Raw genomic sequence first — 17,292 nt, forward strand, 5'->3', positions numbered from 1 at the left:
TTTTGCGGAGGCTTCAGGAATGATCAAAAAAATAGGTATTATTAGTATGTATGTTTTGCTCGCTTTAGTGATTTATTATTACGGAGAGTCACTCTTACTATGGATTCGCGAAGGCGGCGCAAATTATATCTTGTTAACTGCTGTACTTGCTACACTTTTTGCTTTATTTCCTATTATTCCATATCCGATTATCGGAGGAGTTTTGGGAGCCGCCTACGGACCTGTATTAGGCAGTTTTATGACGTGGGTAGGATCATCATTAGCATCAATCATTATGTTTATTTTCGTAAGATATGGTTATCAAGATTGGGGACTTCAATTACTTAAGCGCTATAAGGCACTAAATAAAGTAACAAGTTTGTTTGAAAGAAATGCATTTATGACGATTTTTCTCACACGCCTGATCCCAATAATCCCCTCTATTATTGTTAATATTTATTCAGCGCTAAGCAGAGTCAAATTTTTATCTTATGCGATTGCTTCTTCGCTAGGAAAAGTCCCTTCAATGATTTTATTTGCCGTTGTCGGGAACTCTGTTGTCAACGACCCTGGCCAATTAGTCATAATAGCTGGCTTTTATCTCCTGTTTTTATTAGTCGTTTATGTACTTTATAGAGTTTGGCAAAGAATAGCTGAATCAAAAGAAAAGCTCCCTGAATTATAGGGAGCTTTTTTGGCTGCTTGAATACACAATGATTCTTTTTCGTGCCTTAATGATCGTCCAAGCAATAACTGCGCCTATAAGTGCGCCTGCAGTGTTTAAAATCAGATCATCAATATTGGCTACTCGGTGGGTAAACAAAAACTGGCTCACTTCAATCATGGATGAAGTGCAAAAGCCTAATAATGCAACCAACCCTATACTTCTTAATTTTGAGAATAACGCATATAAAAAGAATCCAAAAGGCACAAACATGACGATATTCCCTAATAAAATTCGAATCGGATCCATAATATCTGGGCTGAAAACGGCAATTCGGTAAATGCTTCTAAATGGAATGAGGTTATAATTCCTTCCCCCAGGAGCCGCAGACCCTAGAGAAGCACCGTAATTCCAGGCAAGCAGTGTCACATAAAACAGAGCCCCTAAATAAAGAAAGAAAACTATGTACATTAAATTTTTTCTATTTGCCACGGTGCCAACACCCCAAAACTAATCTGTTATCTTCATTATTAGTCGTATACCCGATTTTGACAAGCTCTTTTCATCGACAACATTTTTCTCACGATTAACCGTCATTTTAACAAACTAAAACAGATAAAAAAAGCTTAAGGATTTGTATAATCCTTAAGCTTTATCTTTGTTTTATTCCTACCCTTTAGGAGGAACGTAATCAGGCTGTTCATTGCCTTTAGTATTCATTTTTTTGCCTTTGTTCGTAGGTTCTTCACGCGGCTGCGTTCCGAGATGGTTAGGTCGGTATTGGTTAAAAGCTGTCGTTTTTTTCAATGAAATCCCCTCCTCACCTTAGGATGGCACGGAGATCATTAAATATGACTGGAAACATCTTTATATCACTTACCTATCTCTATTTATTAATTGCGTGACGCTGCTCCCACTTTTCTTCAAGCTGTTCTAATAATACCTTACTTTTTAAGATTTCTTCTTTATTCTCTCTCACTAATTGCTCAAATGACACTTTTCTGACTTTTCTCATTAGAAACACTCCTCTTGTTTTTTATCCAGTTTGGCAACGGAGGAGGTTTTTTATACATGTTAACGCCCATTTTTTATTTGATCTTTCGTATCTGTAGGACTAATATATACTTTTCCTGATTCATCTATTGTCATTAAGAATATCTCTTTAGGGTTTTTGTACCCTTCTTTGTGAATTAATTCTCGCAGCCATTCAATGGTTCCAAGATTTTTTAAATTCGCATGAATAATCTGTCCATCCTCAATAATGACAGAAGGATACCCTTTATTTGGGGTTTGTTTATTTAAATCATTCGGTGTGGCACTATCATAAGCAGACTTTTTAATGACGCTGATTTGCCCATTCATTTCTAGAACAGCATAATCCACCTCACTTAAATCGCTTGCTCCATTTAAGCGCATATCCATCATAAATGACTCAAGTGTAACCTTTACTTTTCGTAATTGCTGATGAAGAATAACACCATTCCTTGCTAATATAATTGGTTCATCTTCAATAACCCTTCTAAAACGAGGGGTTTTCAGTGCAATCATACTAAGTGTTAAATGGAGACCGGCAATGGTAGCAGCTGCTGTAATCGGTCCTTGCAGTGCAAGAGATCCATCTGTTAAAGGTTCTCCTAAAATATCACCTATAACGACTCCAAATATAAAATCAAGCGCATCAATAGAACCCATGGAACGCTGTCCTACTACCTTTACGATTAAAAAAATATATACATACACAATAATGGCTCTTATTAAGAATCCGTGAATCGGTAATGTTTCAGATCCTAACCAAATGTCCACTTTGAATCCCCCTATTCCGCATTCATGAGATAAAACCGAAGAGCAACATCTTCGGTTTTATCTCTTAAAAACGCCTATGAATGAGTGTTGTTAATTACTTTGTTGATTTTTGTTTTGAGCCTGATTTTGATTAGCCTCACCTTGATTGGACTCACTTTGACTAAACTGCGGTTCTTCATTTAATACTTGAGCATATCTTCCTTCAAGCAATGTAAGAATATTCTTTTGCTGTTCGGCTAATTGTTCAAACATTTGCTTTGCTTTTTGATTTTCGGTTTCTAAACTGAATTGCGTTAAGCTCGATTGAACAGATTGCGCAGCTGCAATCGCTTGCTGCATTTGTGTTTGGACAGTCATTGAATCACCTACGAACGTTGATTTTTGTTCATCTTTTTTGCTTCTACTTCTGCATAAGACGCAAACTCTGTATCATAATGATTCTCTTTCCCTTGCTGTTTCGCATTATTGTTACGTTGTGCATTGGCATTGCCTTTCTTTTGACGACCCATTTTCTCATCTCCTTTAAAGTAAAATAAACGTACATTTCATATTGTGTACGTTTGATTTAAATTTATGTTGGTAAAATACAATCAAAAAACCCCACTCGCAAACTAACCTGCAAGTGGGGTTTTTGAATTATTGATCTATATCTTTTTTATTTTCTTTTGAGGTATGAACAATTTGTTCTAACAATTTCAAAATGTCATCTTTTGATAAAGAATCATCCTGAGTGGTTTGATCTTTTGGATTTTCATCCTTTGACACATTTGAGATTGATTGTTCAGTGTAGCCATACTCACTTACTCGTTCTGTTTCAACGATTGGTGGAAGAGATCTTGCACGATCATCCACTTCACTAAATTCCCCTTCGACTGTCACATAACGCCTTTTTCTCGTTTGTTTATCAAATAAACTGTAAACAACCGGTATGACAAACAATGTAAGGAACGTGCTACTGATTAACCCGCCAATAACAGCAAGAGCCATCGGCTGCTGCAGCTCGGCTCCCTCGCCTAAACCAAGGGCTAATGGAACCATCCCTAAAATGGTGGTAAGAGAGGTCATTAAAATTGGTCTAGTACGATCTTTTACAGATACAACCAACGCTTCAAACGTACTCATTCCGCTTGCTTTACGCTGATTAACATAATCAACTAACACGATGGCATTATTAACGACTATACCTATCAAGACGATAAGCCCAATAAATACCGTTACACTTAATGCTGTTTGCGTTGCAAGTAGAGCAAGTGCCACACCGATCACAACAAGCGGTACTGTGAACATAATAACAAACGGCATTTTAAAGGATTCAAATTGAGCTGCCATGACAAGATAAATGAAGATGATCGCAAGAACAATAGCCAAAGCCATGCTGCCAATCGAATCTTCTAATAGCTCTTGTTCCCCGCCGTAGCTGAATGTCGTCTGCTCATCTAATTCCACTTCATCTACAGCCTCTTCGACAAGCCTGCTAATATCACCAAGTGTAGTAGAAGTTGAGTAATACACAGTAAACTCTACAGCCTCTTCCTGCTGCATGCGCTGAATTGTTGCCGGGCTCTCTCCCTCCACTATTTCAGCTACTTCACTTAAAGCAACAAATTCACCATTTCCGTTTTGAAGCTGCAGATTTTCAAGAGCTTCAATATCCTCGGTGAATTCAGGATCTAATTGCACAAAAATATCGTATAGATTATTATCATCTGTCTGCAATGCAGAAGCTAATTGTCCCCTTGTTAAATCATGCACCTGCTGGGCAATTTGCGCTGGTGCTAATGCATTTTCCCGAGCAAGCGTCCGGTCCACTTCAATTTGAATTTCAGGACTTGTTTCTTCAATACTTAATTCTAAGTCACGGACTTCACGTATTGATAATAACTCTTCTTCTAATTCTTGGGCAGATTCATATAACCGTTCAGAATTTGGGTCACTGATCGTAAAGACTAATGTATTAGCTTCCGTACCTAGTGAACCTACCGTTGATAAAGAAATTTCTGCATCACGATCAACTCTCGCTACTTCAGTTTCAATCGATTCAATAAAATCACTTGTTGAGATCTGGCGCTGGTCAAGCGGTGCCATATTGACAAAAATTTGAGCCTGATGACTTCCCGAATTCCCCATCATCACATTTTGTTCACTAGATCCCGCTGTTGAAACAAAGTCAGAAATTTCTCTGTAATCACTTAAGACGTCTTCAATTGCATTGACTGTCTCTTGAGTGCGGTCAACCGTCGTTCCTTGCTCTAGCTCGACATCAACAGTAAATGTTCCTTGATCGCTGTCAGGAATTAATTCAGTGCCGACGTTCATTAAACCTAAGCCACCTACAACAAGTAAAATAAACGTAATGAAGAGTACAGCTAGGCGATGCATTAATACCCAGCGAATCGAGCGGTCCATCCCTTTCATAAAGGAAGACTGCATCCGTTTTGCTTCACGATCTTCATTCGGCTTCTTCAGTATTCTGCTTGCAATCATTGGTACGACTGTTAAAGCCACCAATAAGGAGGCAAGCAAACTGAAGGAAACAGCTAATGCAAATTCTCTAAATAAGTTAGCAACAAGTCCGCTGATAAACACGATAGGTAAAAAGACCGAAACGGTGGTCAGCGTAGAGGCAATAATCGCACTTGAAACTTCTTTTGTTCCATCAAGCGCTGCTTGTTTTGGTTTTTTATTCATTGATAGATGCCTGTATATATTCTCGATTACCACAATGGCATTATCAACGAGCATTCCAATTCCTAAGGCTAAACCACCTAAGCTCATTAGATTTAAGCCGATTCCTGCAAAATATAAAAAGGCAAACGTAACAATAATTGAAAATGGTATCGCAATCCCGACAATTAAAGGCGTCTTCAAATTACGAAGGAAGAAGAACAAGACCAGCATAGCTAGAATCCCCCCGAAAATAAGGGCATTTGTTACACTAGCAATCGCTGAATTAATATAACTTCCTTCATCGTATAACATGACAGCATTCAGCTCATCATATTTTGAATCATCCAGCAGTTCATCCATCCGGTCATTTACGGCATTAGATACTAAAACCGTATTTGATTCCGATTCTTTCATGATGGTGAATTGAATAGCTGGTTCTTGATTAGCTCTAGTGATCACTTCTGTATCACCAGTAGTCACCTCAACCTCAGCTACATCGGTTAACGTGAGTTCACTGCCGTCAGCAGAAACACCCACTACTAATTCTTCAATCTCTTCCACTGTAACAAGCTCACTGATCACACGAGTTGTTAAGCTTAAGTCACCATTTGAAACCGTCCCACCTGGCATGGAGGTATTGTGAGATTGAATCGTTTGAATAATGTCTTGCTGTGTTAGATTATTGGTTGTCAGTTCATCTTGATTTAAATTAATCTGTACTTCTTCAATCATGCTTCCAGCTTCATCAATACTTGCTACACCTGGAACTTTCTCTAACTCAAGTCTTAGGTCATCAACTAAATCTTGAATAGCTAGAATATCGTCATCACCCGTAATGGCAAGCTGCATCATCGGCATCATGGATGGATCGAACTTTAAAAAGCTCGGTTCGTTTGCATCATCAGGAAGAGGTGTTTGACGGATCGTATTTATAATGTCTAGTTCTACATCATCAATAGATGTAGTCCAGCTGAATTCAAGCAAAATCAGCGTCATACCCTCACTGGTCGTTGAACTAATTTTATTCAGCCCAGAGGTGGTGGCAAGCTGACTTTCAAGAGGCTTAGTCACTTTATCTTCTACTTCTTCTGGACTTGCCCCTGAATAACTCGTTACAACAGCCGCTACAGGAGGATTGATATTAGGGAAAAGCTGCAGGGGTAAATTCGTAACAGAGACAAAGCCGAAAATTAAAAACAAAAGCATTGCCACAATTGTAAATTTAGGGCGTCTGATTGAAAAGTTTGTCATTTGTGCGTTTTCTCCTTTGTTTATGCGCGATTTTCTATAAGTTAACAAGAAGACATACAATAAAACGTATATGTACTTGTACTTTTCATTTCGAATGAGTTAACTGTTTAATGTCTTACTGTTTAATTTCTTAACTGTTTTCATACTAAATGATTTCAAAATAGTTGGCAATTACTTTCACTTACAAGTCATAAATGTTCACGATTTGTCCTTTTTTTCTTTTAATATGATCTCATCGAGCTTTTGAAGTGTGTCTCTGACATGATATAAGTCTTCAATTGGTAATTTCGTTAAATAGATATTCATCATTTTTTGTTCGAGCTTAAATAATTCATGTTGAATTCTCTGACCATTGTTCCCTAATATTAGATTCATTTCTCTTCGATTTTCATGATTTACTTCTCTGATTACAATGTCTTCCTCTTCAAGTTTTGTCATCGACTGACTAACAGCGCTCTTAGAGATTTCAAAGTACTGGGCTATTTCTGAAATGGTTGTTTCCGGTTTTTTCAGAATAAGAAATAAAATTGCCACCTGTCTTTTTGTTAAATGAAATTCATTTAATATTTCTAAATCAGGGATGAAGTGCTTTCCAATACTTCTCATTAGATCATCTAGTTCAATTAATACTTTTTTATATTCTTCCATTCTCACCATCTCCAGCTTTCTAATCCATTTCTAGAAACTTTCTAGGTTGATTTTAACAAGCTTTCAATAAAAAAGATAATCATATCAAAAAACAGCCTGCCGCACAGGCAGACTGTTTTCTTATGATTGCTTCAATTCGTTTATGCTTCGATTTGAGCAAATTTACTGCGTAGTACCATCTGAAGGATACCGCCATGACGGTAGTAATCCATTTCAACTTCACTATCAAAACGAACAAGTACTTCAAATTCTTTTTGGTTGCCATCTTTATCTGTTGCAACAACCTTCACCATATCACGAGGTCTAACATCGTTTGTGATTTGTACATCGAATGCTTCTTCTCCAGTTAATCCAAGAGACTCCGCGCTGTCGCCTTCTTTGAATTGAAGTGGAAGAACACCCATTAGTACTAGGTTACTGCGGTGAATACGCTCATAGCTCTCAGCGATAACTGTTTTTATGCCAAGAAGGTTTGTACCTTTAGCAGCCCAGTCACGTGAGCTTCCCATACCGTAATCTTTACCAGCTAGGATCGCAAGACCTGTATTTGTTTCTTTGTATTTCATAGCTGCATCATAAATTGACATAACTTCGCCTGTTGGCCAGAACGTTGTGAAGCCGCCTTCTGTACCAGGAGCAATTTGGTTGCGGATACGGATGTTAGCAAATGTACCTCTCATCATGACGTCATGGTTACCACGACGCGAACCATAAGAGTTGAAATCACGAGGCTCAACGCCTTTAGAGATCAAGTATTTACCAGCAGGTGTATCTTTACCAATTGCACCAGCAGGTGAAATATGGTCAGTTGTTACCGTATCACCAAACTTACCAATTACACGCAGGCTTGATAATGGTGCGATATCTTTAGGATCTTTTGAAAGACCTTCAAAGAACGGAGGATTGGCAATGTAAGTAGACTCATCATCCCACTTATAAAGCGCATCATCAGTTGTTTTGATATCGTTCCAACGATCGTTGCTGTCGAATACATTATTGTATTCACGACGGAACAATTCAGGTGTAACTGTTTTGTTCACAACGTCTTTTACTTCATCAGCTGTAGGCCAGATGTCTTTGAAGAATACATCTTTACCATCTTTATCTTGACCGATTGGGTCATTTTGAAGATCAATATCTACCGTACCAGCAAGCGCATAAGCCACAACAAGCGGTGGTGATGCAAGGTAGTTAGCTTTTACTAGAGGGTGAATACGTCCTTCAAAGTTACGGTTACCAGAAAGTACAGATGTCACTGTAAGGTCATTTGCCCCAACTGCTGCTTCAACCTCATCTTCTAGTGGACCAGAGTTACCGATACATGTCGTACAGCCGTAACCTACGATGTTAAAGCCTAATTGCTCCATGTATGGAAGTAATCCTGAATCTTTTAAGTAACCTGTAACAACTTTTGAACCAGGTGCTAAAGATGTCTTAACAAATGTAGGAACATCTAGACCAAGCTCAACAGCTTTTTTCGCTACAAGACCAGCCCCGACAAGTACGTATGGGTTAGAAGTGTTCGTACAGCTTGTGATTGCTGCAATAGCGATTGAGCCCGTTGTCATTTCTGCTTCACGGCCATCTTTAAAGCTTACTGCAACTTTCTTATTGAATTCATCTTCTGTTAATCCTAGACCTTGAGTTCCTTGTGGTGCCACAACTGCATCACGGAAAGATTTTTGCATTTGTGAAAGTGGAACTAAATCTTGCGGACGCTTAGGACCAGAAAGATTCGCTTCGATTTGAGAAAGGTCAATTTCTACTGTATCTGTATAAACTGGATCTTCTGTTTCACCAGCTACATAGAATAAGTTGTTTGCACGGCTGTACTCTTCAACAAGCTTGATTTGTTCTTCAGAGCGACCAGTTAGTCTCATGTAGTTAAGAGCTTCCTCATCTACAGGGAAGAATCCGCATGTTGCACCGTATTCTGGAGCCATGTTAGAAATAGTTGCACGGTCAGCTAAAGGCATTTCAGCTAGTCCTGGACCGAAGAATTCAACAAATTTACCAACAACTTTTTTCTCACGAAGTACTTGTGTTACTTTAAGTGCTACGTCTGTAGCTGTTGTTCCGCTTGGAAGAGATCCGACAAATTTACATCCGATAACTTCTGGAACTGGGAAGTATGAAGGTTGTCCAAGCATTCCAGCTTCCGCTTCGATACCACCAACACCCCATCCAAGGACACCAATACCATTGATCATCGTTGTATGAGAGTCAGTACCTACTAATGTGTCAGGGAATGCAACTGTTTCGCCGTCTTGTTCAACAGCGTGAACAACATTCGCTAAATACTCTAAGTTAACTTGGTGAACGATCCCTGTTGCTGGCGGTACAGCATTGTAGTTGTTAAATGCTTTTTTAGCCCAGCTAAGGAATTGATAACGCTCTTCGTTACGTTGGAATTCAAGATTCATATTAAAGTCAAGTGAATCATTTGTACCTGCTTTGTCCACCTGTACAGAGTGGTCAATAACAAGGTCTACTGGGATTTCAGGGTTGATTTGGTCAGGGTCTCCACCCATATCAGCCATTGCTTTACGTAGAGACGCTAAGTCAACAACTGCTGGTACACCTGTGAAGTCTTGTAGGATTACGCGTGATGGTTTGAATGGAACGTCGATTTCTTTTAATTCGTTTGTTCCCCATTTCGCAAGGTTCTCAACATGCTCCTTTTTGATTACATAGCCATCATGTTGACGAAGCACCGATTCAAGTAAAACCTTTACTGAATATGGAAGTTTCGTCACATTACCTACTCCAGCATCTTCTAATGCCTTTAGTGAGTAGTAGTTATACGTCTTTCCGTCAATTGAAAATGACGAACGTGCATTAAAAACATCCTGTTTGTTTGACATATGTATACCCTCCTTCTCCAGACTATCATACCGCAAACTGTCAAAATTGTCTAAATGAATGATCGGCAGTTTTTAAACGGTATGTTGATAAAAATAGTAAGCGCTTTAATTTATGTACGCGCACTTCCTTCTTTAGAATAGCAAAAGTTGTCTTAAGAATAAATGGATTTTTGAAATTTTGTAGACAATTTAGCAAAAATATTTCGATTGCTGTCAAAACGCATATGAAAATCTGTTGAATGTACACACTAAGAGCGGAGGTGAGATCAATGACAAAGAAGAAGTCAAACCACATTATTCCGGGTATGAACCATGCTTCAGGTCAAGGCAAGGGCACTGGGTACAACTCGCAATTTAATCAAGAATCTGCTAACGAGCCATTAACTGAAATGGAACGTCAGAATAACAAAAAGACGAAGAAACGCCAGTAAGCGACTGATGACGGATACGATTGCCCTAGTTGAAATAGAACACTATAAAAAAGCACTAGTTCCTCACTAAAACTTGAGGAGCTAGTGCTTTTTTTACATTTGAGACCGTAATTGCTCGATTTGCTGCTGGTACTGCTCTAATTGTGCGCGCTGGTGTTCAGAAGCCACTTCAAGTGCTTTCTGAATTTGCTGCACGGCTTCTTCTACCTCTTGTTCAGCTCGTTTAGTGTGAACTCCAACCTCTGCAGCATGGCTGTTTATATTCCCTACAGCTTGTTCTGCCTGGACTACAGCTTGCTGTGCTGCTTGAAATGCTTGTTGTTTATTTTTTTGATATGGCATGATTCATACCCTCCTTAAAATGACTGCGTACAAGCTTAGGTTTCGAAAATTCCTTTTAATTATTCGTATAGCACTAAGGTATTTTCCCATACTAACGGTGAGGAGGGATGATCTATGACTGAACGCAACACTTATAAAGACCAGCGTAAAAATGCGCCAAAAGAAAATAACCCTGGACAGCCAGAGCCGATGAGTGGTTCTAAGAAAGTAAAAAAAGCCAATCATGTTGGGCAGACAGACGGCGAAGGTTAAACAACAATACGCTCGACAAAAGGCCTTTCACCTATAATGTGAAAGGCCTTAGCGCTGCTATTTTTCACGTTCACGCGCTTCTTTTCTGCGCTTTTTTCTTATTTCGTAGCGTTCTGTCGCCCCTTGGTAATGCCACTTCTCTTCCTCTGTTTCCGGTATGATTTCAGGTACTTCCTTTGGCTTTCCAGCTTCATCTAGAGCAACAAAGGTTAAGTAGGATGTAGCGGTTAAACGTCTTTCTCCAGTAATCAAATCTTCTGCCTCAACCTTTACAAACACTTCCATCGATGTTTTTCTAGTATACGAAACATACCCTTCTAAACAAATCGCCTCCCCTGTACGAATAGGAGAGATAAAGTCAAGGCTGTCACTCGAAGCTGTCACTACTTGACTTCTTGCATGCCGCATAGCTGCAATGCTGGCTACTTTATCAATATAAGCCATTACATTTCCGCCAAATATCGTCCCGTGATAATTTGTATCCGGCGGAAGGACAATATCAGTTAAGGTAGTTTTTGAACTTGCACTTGTTTTTTGATTTGAATTTGTCATTATTACACTTCCTTCACTAGTTCTAACCGAGTTAGTAATTCATCGTAATCATTTGAGGAAATGGTCCTGAAATCGATCGCTATTTTATCATCTTTCACTCTCGTTACAACAGCAGTCTCCCCTAAACGGAGCGCTTCAATCATCTCTTGTGTTTTTTTATTTGGGTGGCTCAATAAGAGAAGCCACGTCTCTAGCTGTACATCAGGCATTGTGCCTCCGCCTACCATCGAGAAGTCTTCAATTAGTTCACTATTCCATTCCTTACTAAGCATTGATGTAAACTGTTCTGACTCCTGTTTTATCTCTTCTTTACTCTTAACAATCATTTTAAGGGTAGGGATTTCTTTGAGTGCGGTGTTTGAATCAATATAAGACTTTAATGTAGCCTCTAGTGCTGCCAATGTCATTTTATCAACCCTTAATACTCGAGCAAGCTGATGTTTTTTCAGGCGATCAATCAACTCTTTACTGCCTGCAATGATTCCTGCTTGCGGACCGCCAAGTAACTTATCACCGCTGAATGTGACCAGATCTACACCTTGTGCGAGAACTTCACTCACATGCGGCTCATCACCTATCCCGTGCTGACTGAGATCATATAGTGCTCCGCTGCCAAGATCCTCATATAAGATGACTTCTTTTTCTTTCGCTAGCTTTGTTAAGTCTTTTGATTCTACCGCACTCGTAAATCCAATCGTCTTAAAATTACTCGTGTGAACTTTCATCAACATAGCTGTTTCGCACGAAATAGCTGCCTCATAATCTTTATAATGTGTTTTATTAGTAGTCCCTATTTCTTTCAGATGAGCGCCGCTCTCTTCCATAATGGAAGATACGCGAAAAGAACCCCCGATCTCAACCAGCTCGCCTCGTGAGACGATGACTTCTCTGCCTTTAGCAAAAGCTGTAAGAACAAAATAGACAGCAGCAGCATTATTATTTACAACCATAGCCGCCTCCGCACCGGTCACCTCTTTAACGATATCTTCAATCAAGGCATGCCTAGAACCCCGCGCACCTTCCTCTAATCGGTATTCCAAGTTTGAATAGGACGTTGCTGCAACAATCACTTGTTTGATTGCCTGCTCACTCAAGATGGCTCTGCCGAGGTTTGTATGCAATACGGTTCCAGTCCCGTTTATCACCTTTTTTAACGTATAATCAAAATGCTTACTTAGTCGCGCTGATACAGCTGTGAATATCGATTCCTTAATCGAAGCCTCTTCTGTCCAAATCTCATTAAGGATTTGGGAACGCACTTCAGCAACCGCCTCTTGTAACCATTCTGTTAAAAGATCATCCGATACATCCCCAGACTTTAACAACGTTATGTATGCCTCATCTTTTTGTAACTCATGAATGGGTGGAATTTGTCTTAGCAATCGTTGTTTCATTTCAAAGCTCCTTTTGGTGCATATTCACCTTCTATTTTGAAGGAGAAAAAGCACCAGAGAGGTGCTTTTTCTCTTTATTGATCCAACTCTTTCATTTTCTTAATCATATCTTCTGCTTTTGGAAAAACACCGGTTTCTTTCTTAGAATGCAAGGTTTCTCCATTTACCACAACTTCGAATACACCGCCCGAACTTGTTATAAGCTTGACTTCTGCAACCTGACCTCTAAAATGGTCTAATATGTCATCCGTGAGACTCACGGCTTTAGGTGCAAAGTTTCACATCATGCAAAATTCAACAGAAACTGTATACTTCATCAAATCAAACTCCTTTACAGTTTTTTCTTATCTATTGTAGGATAAGATGTGGTCTGATGCAAAACAATATGCGCATCAATGATTGTTGTTTTTACTTAATAAAGAAAGAAGGAGGGTTCCTTTGATGGACAAAAGAGAGAACATCCGTTTAACTACTTTCTCGACAAAAGCTGGTTGAGGATGCAAAATTGGTCCTGAAGACCTGACGCAAGTTTTGCGTCACTTACCTAAACAAACAGATGATCCAAATTTATTAGTTGGACTAGAAACTTCAGATGATGCAGGAGCCTATCGTTTAACAGACGATCTTGCAATGATTCAAACAGTGGATTACTTTACTCCTGTCGTTGATGATCCATATATGTTCGGTCAAATTGCAGCAGCCAACGCATTAAGCGATGTATATGCGATGGGTGCCAAACCTACAACAGTATTGAATATTGTTGGGTTTCCAATTAAAAAACTTCCACCTGAAATGCTTGCGGATATTCTCAGAGGAGCAGCAGATAAAGTGAAAGAAGCCGGCGCAGTAATAGTTGGCGGACATTCTATCGATGACCAAGAGCCGAAATTTGGTTTATCTGTTACTGGTCTTGCGCACCCTGACCGCATTTTCAAAAATGTCGGAGCAAAGCCTGGTGATGTTCTCGTTTTAACAAAGCCGATTGGCGTAGGCATTTTAACGACCGGCATTAAGCGCGAAGCTGTCACTAAAGAGCAAGAAGAAGCGGTGACTCGCACAATGGCTGCTCTTAATAAAGAAGCTGCAGAAGCTCTTGAAGGATTAAACCCTCATGCGGTTACTGATGTGACGGGCTTTGGTTTATTAGGCCACAGCCTGGAAATGGCTAAGGGCAGTGAAGTGAGCTTTGAAATTCAAGCATCAAGTGTACCTATGTTAGAGGGTACAAAAGAATTGGCTCGGCAAGGAATAGTTCCTGGCGGCTCAAAAGCGAATGAGCGCTGGATCGCTCCTGATGTGGAGTATCAATCCTCCATCACAGAAGTTGAAAAAAGCATCTTATGTGATGCGATTACTTCTGGCGGTCTTCTTGTAAGTTTAACCGAAGAAGAAGCACAGCAGTATGTAGAAGACATGCATAAAAGAGGACTCACGGCTTCTATTATTGGCCGCGTGGGTGAAAAATCAGATTATCCTCTTTACGTTCAATCATAAAAAAACGATTCAGCTTTTAAGAAAGCTGAATCGTTTTTATTTATAAATCTTAGCAAACACATCATTCGTAAGCGCTTCGGGCTTGTTATCAAAGATTAATGTCCCTTCTTTAAAGCCGATAATCCGTGTAGCATACTTTTTGGCAAGCTCAACATCATGCACATTAATGATAGTCAAAAGACCTCTCTCATCATGAATTTGCCTTAGCAAGTTAAAAATCCGCTCAGAAGTCGTAGGATCTAGACTGGCTACCGGCTCATCTCCTAAAATGATACTAGGCTTTTGCATCAGGGCCCTTGCAATACCTACTCGCTGCTTCTGCCCGCCGCTTAGGGCCTCGACACGCTTATCCCTAAAACGATCCAGCTCAACTTCTCTTAATGCTTGATCAGCCTGTGCTTTTTCAGAAGCTTTGAAAAGTCCTAGCAGGTTTTTATAAGCAGGACGCCCCCCAAATGAGCCAGTTAATGTATTTTGATATACAGACATCCGAGGAATAAGATTAAAATGCTGAAAAATCATGACCATTTCTGCCCGAATTTCACGCATTTCTTTTTCACGAAGACCAACGAGCTCTCTCCCATCAAAACGTATCGAACCTGAAGTAGGTCGAATAAGCCGGTTAATACAACGAATAAAGGTCGACTTACCTGCTCCGCTCCGTCCTAGAATACAAATAAACTCTCCCTTATTCATCGTAAGGCTTATTTGATCTAATGCGTTTTCCTTCGCTTTTGGATACCTGACTGATAAATTTGAGATCTCTAGCATAAGGTTTCTCTCCTAAATAACTCTAGCTCTGATTCGCCCGCCAATAACATCAACGAATATGACTAATATCATAATACAAATGATGTCTAGGGCAACGGCTGTATAATAAAAGCTTTGAAAGTGATTAAATAATTGCTGCCCGATTCCGCCGCCTCCAATAAAACCTAAAATTAGCGACGTTCTGATCGCCACTTCAAACCGATAAAAATAATGAGATAAGATATTTGGCCAAATCTGCGGAATGATCGAAAAAAGATGGCCTACCCACCTAGTCGCGCCAACAGATTTCATCGCTTCTTGAGGCCCGTCATCTGCTGCTTCAATTAATTCAGAAATCAGTTTGCCAAGCACCCCGATATTATGCAGAATAATCGCAAGCACAGCTGCAAAAGGTCCAAGCCCAAATGCCGTGACAAAAATTAAACCGAACACAATCTCAGGAATGGACCGCAGGCCGCTTAAGAACGATCTGACAGAGCCATATATGACTCTAGAGCCGCTCGTATTTCTTGCTGCTAAAAAACTTAAAGGCACGGCTACGATTAATGCAAAAAAAGTCCCTAAAAATGCCATAGCAAGCGTAACTAAGCTTTCCCTTGCCATGCGGGGGAACAATGACCACTCAACTGGAAAGAAGCGATTGCTTATCATTTCAAAAATATTCGGGATTTGAGCTAATTTTCTCCACTCAAATCCCGTCATATTCATACTCCACCAAGTTGCTGCTATAATCAGCAGCAAATAAAAGAGGTATCTACGTCTGAACCAGACCATTCATTAAACTCCTATTCTTCTAGCTTAAGCATGTCAAATTCACGAGCAGCCTCAAGTACATCGGCATATTGAGTATCATCGGCCTCTACAAATGAAGATGCACCGCCAAAGATGCGTAAGATCTCTTCATCAGTAATTTCATAAAATGCCGCCCGAATGTCTTCAATTTCTTCTTCTGTCATCTCACTTGGAACGACCCAAGGGTACTGATATAACTTATCTGACTGCCAGATTACTTTAATATCCTCACGCAATGTCCCGCCATTCGCTTCATCATCTTTCATTAATGCTTCTAAAATTGCACTGTCAACCGCTCCTGCTTGTACCGACTGATCTTGAACAAGAGTTGTTACAATGTCATGCGAACCTGCAAATTGTACTTGAGCAAAATCATTATTCAAATCATCTTCATAATGACCGCGATTACGTAATTCAAGTCCTGGAATTAGATGACCGGATGTCGAAGAGTTGCTCGCAAAGGCAAAATTAACTTCTTCACGGTCGGCAAGCATATCTTCAAGAGTTTCCCATTTTGAATCAGAATGTGTAATGATATAGGAATAGTAATAAGGTTCCCCGTCAATTTCTTGAGTAATGATTGCCTGCGCTCCGCTTTGTTCGTGGGCAATTAAATACGTTAAAGGCCCAAGAAATGCAAGGTCAATGTGATTGTAATTTAATGCTTCAACTACCGCATTATAATTAGGATATTGATTCACTTCTACTTCACGGCCGAGCGCATCCGTTAAATGTGATTCTAAATTAGAAAGTCCTGTTTCCATTTCGCCTGTAGACTGAGACGGAATAACCGCCACTTCAAACACCTCATCTGAAGTTTCGCCTCCAGAAGATGTATCCGCCTCATCTGTAGATGGTGCATCTTCTCCCGAGCCGCAAGCAGATAGGGTAAGAGCTAGTCCAATTGATAAAAGCCACTTTTTCATATGATCTCTCCATTCATAAACATCACTATTTCTACTTTTTTACATGAAATGAATCTACCACTTTCACAAGGCACTTGTAAAGCAATGTCCTTTTGTGAAAGGGTAGATTCACTTGTTTTGTTCTTCTATTCTCGTTTTAGCTGCCTTCTTGAAAGAATAAAGAAAGGAAGAGGAATCAGCACCCAGGCGATGTTCTTTAATAATTGATTCATTGCTTGAGTGCGCTGCATTTCCATTTGTTCTTCTTTTTGTTCGAGGTAGATCTCGCGAATTTCTTCTTCTGTTTTATCAGAATCAGGCATCGATTCTTGATTCATCTTAAAATCTTGAAATGAGTAATAATACGGAGACGGCACCACTAAGTCAGATACATTCATGGCCATCGCCACACCTCCGCCAATCATCATCACGAGGGTTACAAACATCACTGCATAATAATAGATGGTCCGAACCATACATACT

General features: G+C 39.7%; 20 protein-coding genes and 1 pseudogene. 4 read left to right on the top strand and 17 right to left on the bottom strand.

The window, feature by feature from the left end:
* The first annotated feature begins 19 nt into the window (after window positions 1-19).
* A complete protein-coding gene (locus PQ478_RS13165) occupies window positions 20-664 on the top strand; it encodes a TVP38/TMEM64 family protein (RefSeq protein WP_289234565.1) in 645 nt (214 codons plus the stop codon).
* Here PQ478_RS13165 and PQ478_RS13170 read toward each other — a convergent pair.
* From PQ478_RS13170 to acnA, 9 genes are all read right to left on the bottom strand, one after another.
* Complete coding sequence (locus PQ478_RS13170; protein WP_289234566.1) at window positions 659-1,135, bottom strand: VanZ family protein; 477 nt, start codon at window positions 1,133-1,135, stop codon at window positions 659-661. The genes PQ478_RS13165 and PQ478_RS13170 overlap by 6 nt on opposite strands.
* A 177-nt stretch (window positions 1,136-1,312) precedes the next feature.
* The gene (locus PQ478_RS13175) at window positions 1,313-1,450 is read right to left on the bottom strand and encodes an acid-soluble spore protein N (RefSeq protein ID WP_012959250.1); all 138 of its coding nucleotides are present in this window, start codon (window positions 1,448-1,450) and stop codon (window positions 1,313-1,315) included.
* Window positions 1,451-1,529: 79 nt separating this feature from the next.
* A complete protein-coding gene (locus PQ478_RS13180) occupies window positions 1,530-1,658 on the bottom strand; it encodes an FbpB family small basic protein (protein WP_012959251.1) in 129 nt (42 codons plus the stop codon).
* Window positions 1,659-1,717: 59 nt separating this feature from the next.
* The gene (locus tag PQ478_RS13185; RefSeq protein ID WP_012959252.1) at window positions 1,718-2,446 is read right to left on the bottom strand and encodes a DUF421 domain-containing protein; all 729 of its coding nucleotides are present in this window, start codon (window positions 2,444-2,446) and stop codon (window positions 1,718-1,720) included.
* A 90-nt stretch (window positions 2,447-2,536) separates the two neighbouring features.
* A complete protein-coding gene (locus PQ478_RS13190; protein ID WP_289234567.1) occupies window positions 2,537-2,803 on the bottom strand; it encodes a DUF1657 domain-containing protein in 267 nt (88 codons plus the stop codon).
* Window positions 2,804-2,811: 8 nt separating this feature from the next.
* Window positions 2,812-2,955 carry a hypothetical protein gene (locus PQ478_RS13195; RefSeq protein WP_012959254.1) on the bottom strand — a complete coding sequence of 48 codons (144 nt, stop codon included), beginning with the start codon at window positions 2,953-2,955 and terminating at the stop codon, window positions 2,812-2,814.
* 127 nt (window positions 2,956-3,082) lie between these two features.
* Window positions 3,083-6,364 carry an efflux RND transporter permease subunit gene (locus tag PQ478_RS13200; protein WP_289234568.1) on the bottom strand — a complete coding sequence of 1,094 codons (3,282 nt, stop codon included), beginning with the start codon at window positions 6,362-6,364 and terminating at the stop codon, window positions 3,083-3,085.
* A 198-nt stretch (window positions 6,365-6,562) separates the two neighbouring features.
* Window positions 6,563-7,012, bottom strand: coding sequence for a MarR family winged helix-turn-helix transcriptional regulator (locus PQ478_RS13205; RefSeq protein ID WP_075682731.1), 450 nt, complete (start codon window positions 7,010-7,012; stop codon window positions 6,563-6,565).
* 140 nt (window positions 7,013-7,152) lie between these two features.
* Window positions 7,153-9,876 (bottom strand): aconitate hydratase AcnA, encoded by a 2,724-nt coding sequence (acnA, locus tag PQ478_RS13210; protein ID WP_289234569.1) that lies wholly within the window; start codon window positions 9,874-9,876, stop codon window positions 7,153-7,155.
* A 269-nt stretch (window positions 9,877-10,145) separates the two neighbouring features.
* Here acnA and sspO point away from each other — a divergent pair, with 269 nt between their 5' ends.
* Entirely contained in the window at window positions 10,146-10,307 is a 162-nt protein-coding gene (gene sspO / locus PQ478_RS13215; RefSeq protein ID WP_012959258.1) for a small acid-soluble spore protein SspO, read from the top strand.
* A gap of 93 nt (window positions 10,308-10,400) precedes the next feature.
* Here sspO and PQ478_RS13220 read toward each other — a convergent pair whose 3' ends face one another.
* Window positions 10,401-10,649 (bottom strand): hypothetical protein, encoded by a 249-nt coding sequence (locus PQ478_RS13220; RefSeq protein ID WP_012959259.1) that lies wholly within the window; start codon window positions 10,647-10,649, stop codon window positions 10,401-10,403.
* Between the two features lie 114 nt (window positions 10,650-10,763).
* Between PQ478_RS13220 and PQ478_RS13225 the strand changes: the two genes are divergently transcribed.
* Window positions 10,764-10,901 carry a small acid-soluble spore protein P gene (locus tag PQ478_RS13225; RefSeq protein ID WP_289234570.1) on the top strand — a complete coding sequence of 46 codons (138 nt, stop codon included), beginning with the start codon at window positions 10,764-10,766 and terminating at the stop codon, window positions 10,899-10,901.
* Window positions 10,902-10,958: 57 nt separating this feature from the next.
* Here PQ478_RS13225 and PQ478_RS13230 read toward each other — a convergent pair whose 3' ends face one another.
* The 3 genes and pseudogenes from PQ478_RS13230 to PQ478_RS21945 form a co-directional block, all read right to left on the bottom strand.
* Window positions 10,959-11,453, bottom strand: a complete 495-nt coding sequence (locus tag PQ478_RS13230; protein WP_012959261.1) for an acyl-CoA thioesterase — start codon at window positions 11,451-11,453, stop codon at window positions 10,959-10,961.
* 2 nt (window positions 11,454-11,455) lie between these two features.
* Window positions 11,456-12,847, bottom strand: coding sequence for an L-seryl-tRNA(Sec) selenium transferase (gene selA, locus PQ478_RS13235; protein ID WP_289234571.1), 1,392 nt, complete (start codon window positions 12,845-12,847; stop codon window positions 11,456-11,458).
* 74 nt (window positions 12,848-12,921) lie between these two features.
* Window positions 12,922-13,110 (bottom strand): annotated as a pseudogene (locus tag PQ478_RS21945) (Rdx family protein); the annotation flags it as partial.
* A 178-nt stretch (window positions 13,111-13,288) separates the two neighbouring features.
* Between PQ478_RS21945 and selD the strand changes: the two are divergent.
* A complete protein-coding gene (gene selD / locus PQ478_RS13240) occupies window positions 13,289-14,341 on the top strand; it encodes a selenide, water dikinase SelD (protein WP_289234572.1) in 1,053 nt (350 codons plus the stop codon).
* 36 nt (window positions 14,342-14,377) lie between these two features.
* On the opposite strand, the gene phnC is transcribed toward selD, so the two are convergent.
* From phnC to PQ478_RS13260, 4 genes are all read right to left on the bottom strand, one after another.
* Window positions 14,378-15,112 carry a phosphonate ABC transporter ATP-binding protein gene (phnC, locus tag PQ478_RS13245; RefSeq protein ID WP_289234573.1) on the bottom strand — a complete coding sequence of 245 codons (735 nt, stop codon included), beginning with the start codon at window positions 15,110-15,112 and terminating at the stop codon, window positions 14,378-14,380.
* A 12-nt stretch (window positions 15,113-15,124) separates the two neighbouring features.
* Window positions 15,125-15,886, bottom strand: coding sequence for a phosphonate ABC transporter, permease protein PhnE (gene phnE / locus PQ478_RS13250; RefSeq protein WP_012959266.1), 762 nt, complete (start codon window positions 15,884-15,886; stop codon window positions 15,125-15,127).
* An 11-nt stretch (window positions 15,887-15,897) separates the two neighbouring features.
* Window positions 15,898-16,830: a phosphate/phosphite/phosphonate ABC transporter substrate-binding protein gene (gene phnD / locus PQ478_RS13255; protein WP_289234574.1), complete on the bottom strand. Its 933-nt coding sequence runs from the start codon at window positions 16,828-16,830 to the stop codon at window positions 15,898-15,900.
* 125 nt (window positions 16,831-16,955) lie between these two features.
* Entirely contained in the window at window positions 16,956-17,285 is a 330-nt protein-coding gene (locus PQ478_RS13260) for a hypothetical protein (RefSeq protein WP_012959268.1), read from the bottom strand.
* Between the last annotated feature and the right edge of the window lie 7 nt (window positions 17,286-17,292).

This window comes from Alkalihalophilus pseudofirmus (assembly GCF_029094545.1).
GTDB lineage: Bacteria > Bacillota > Bacilli > Bacillales > Bacillaceae_D > Alkalihalophilus > Alkalihalophilus pseudofirmus.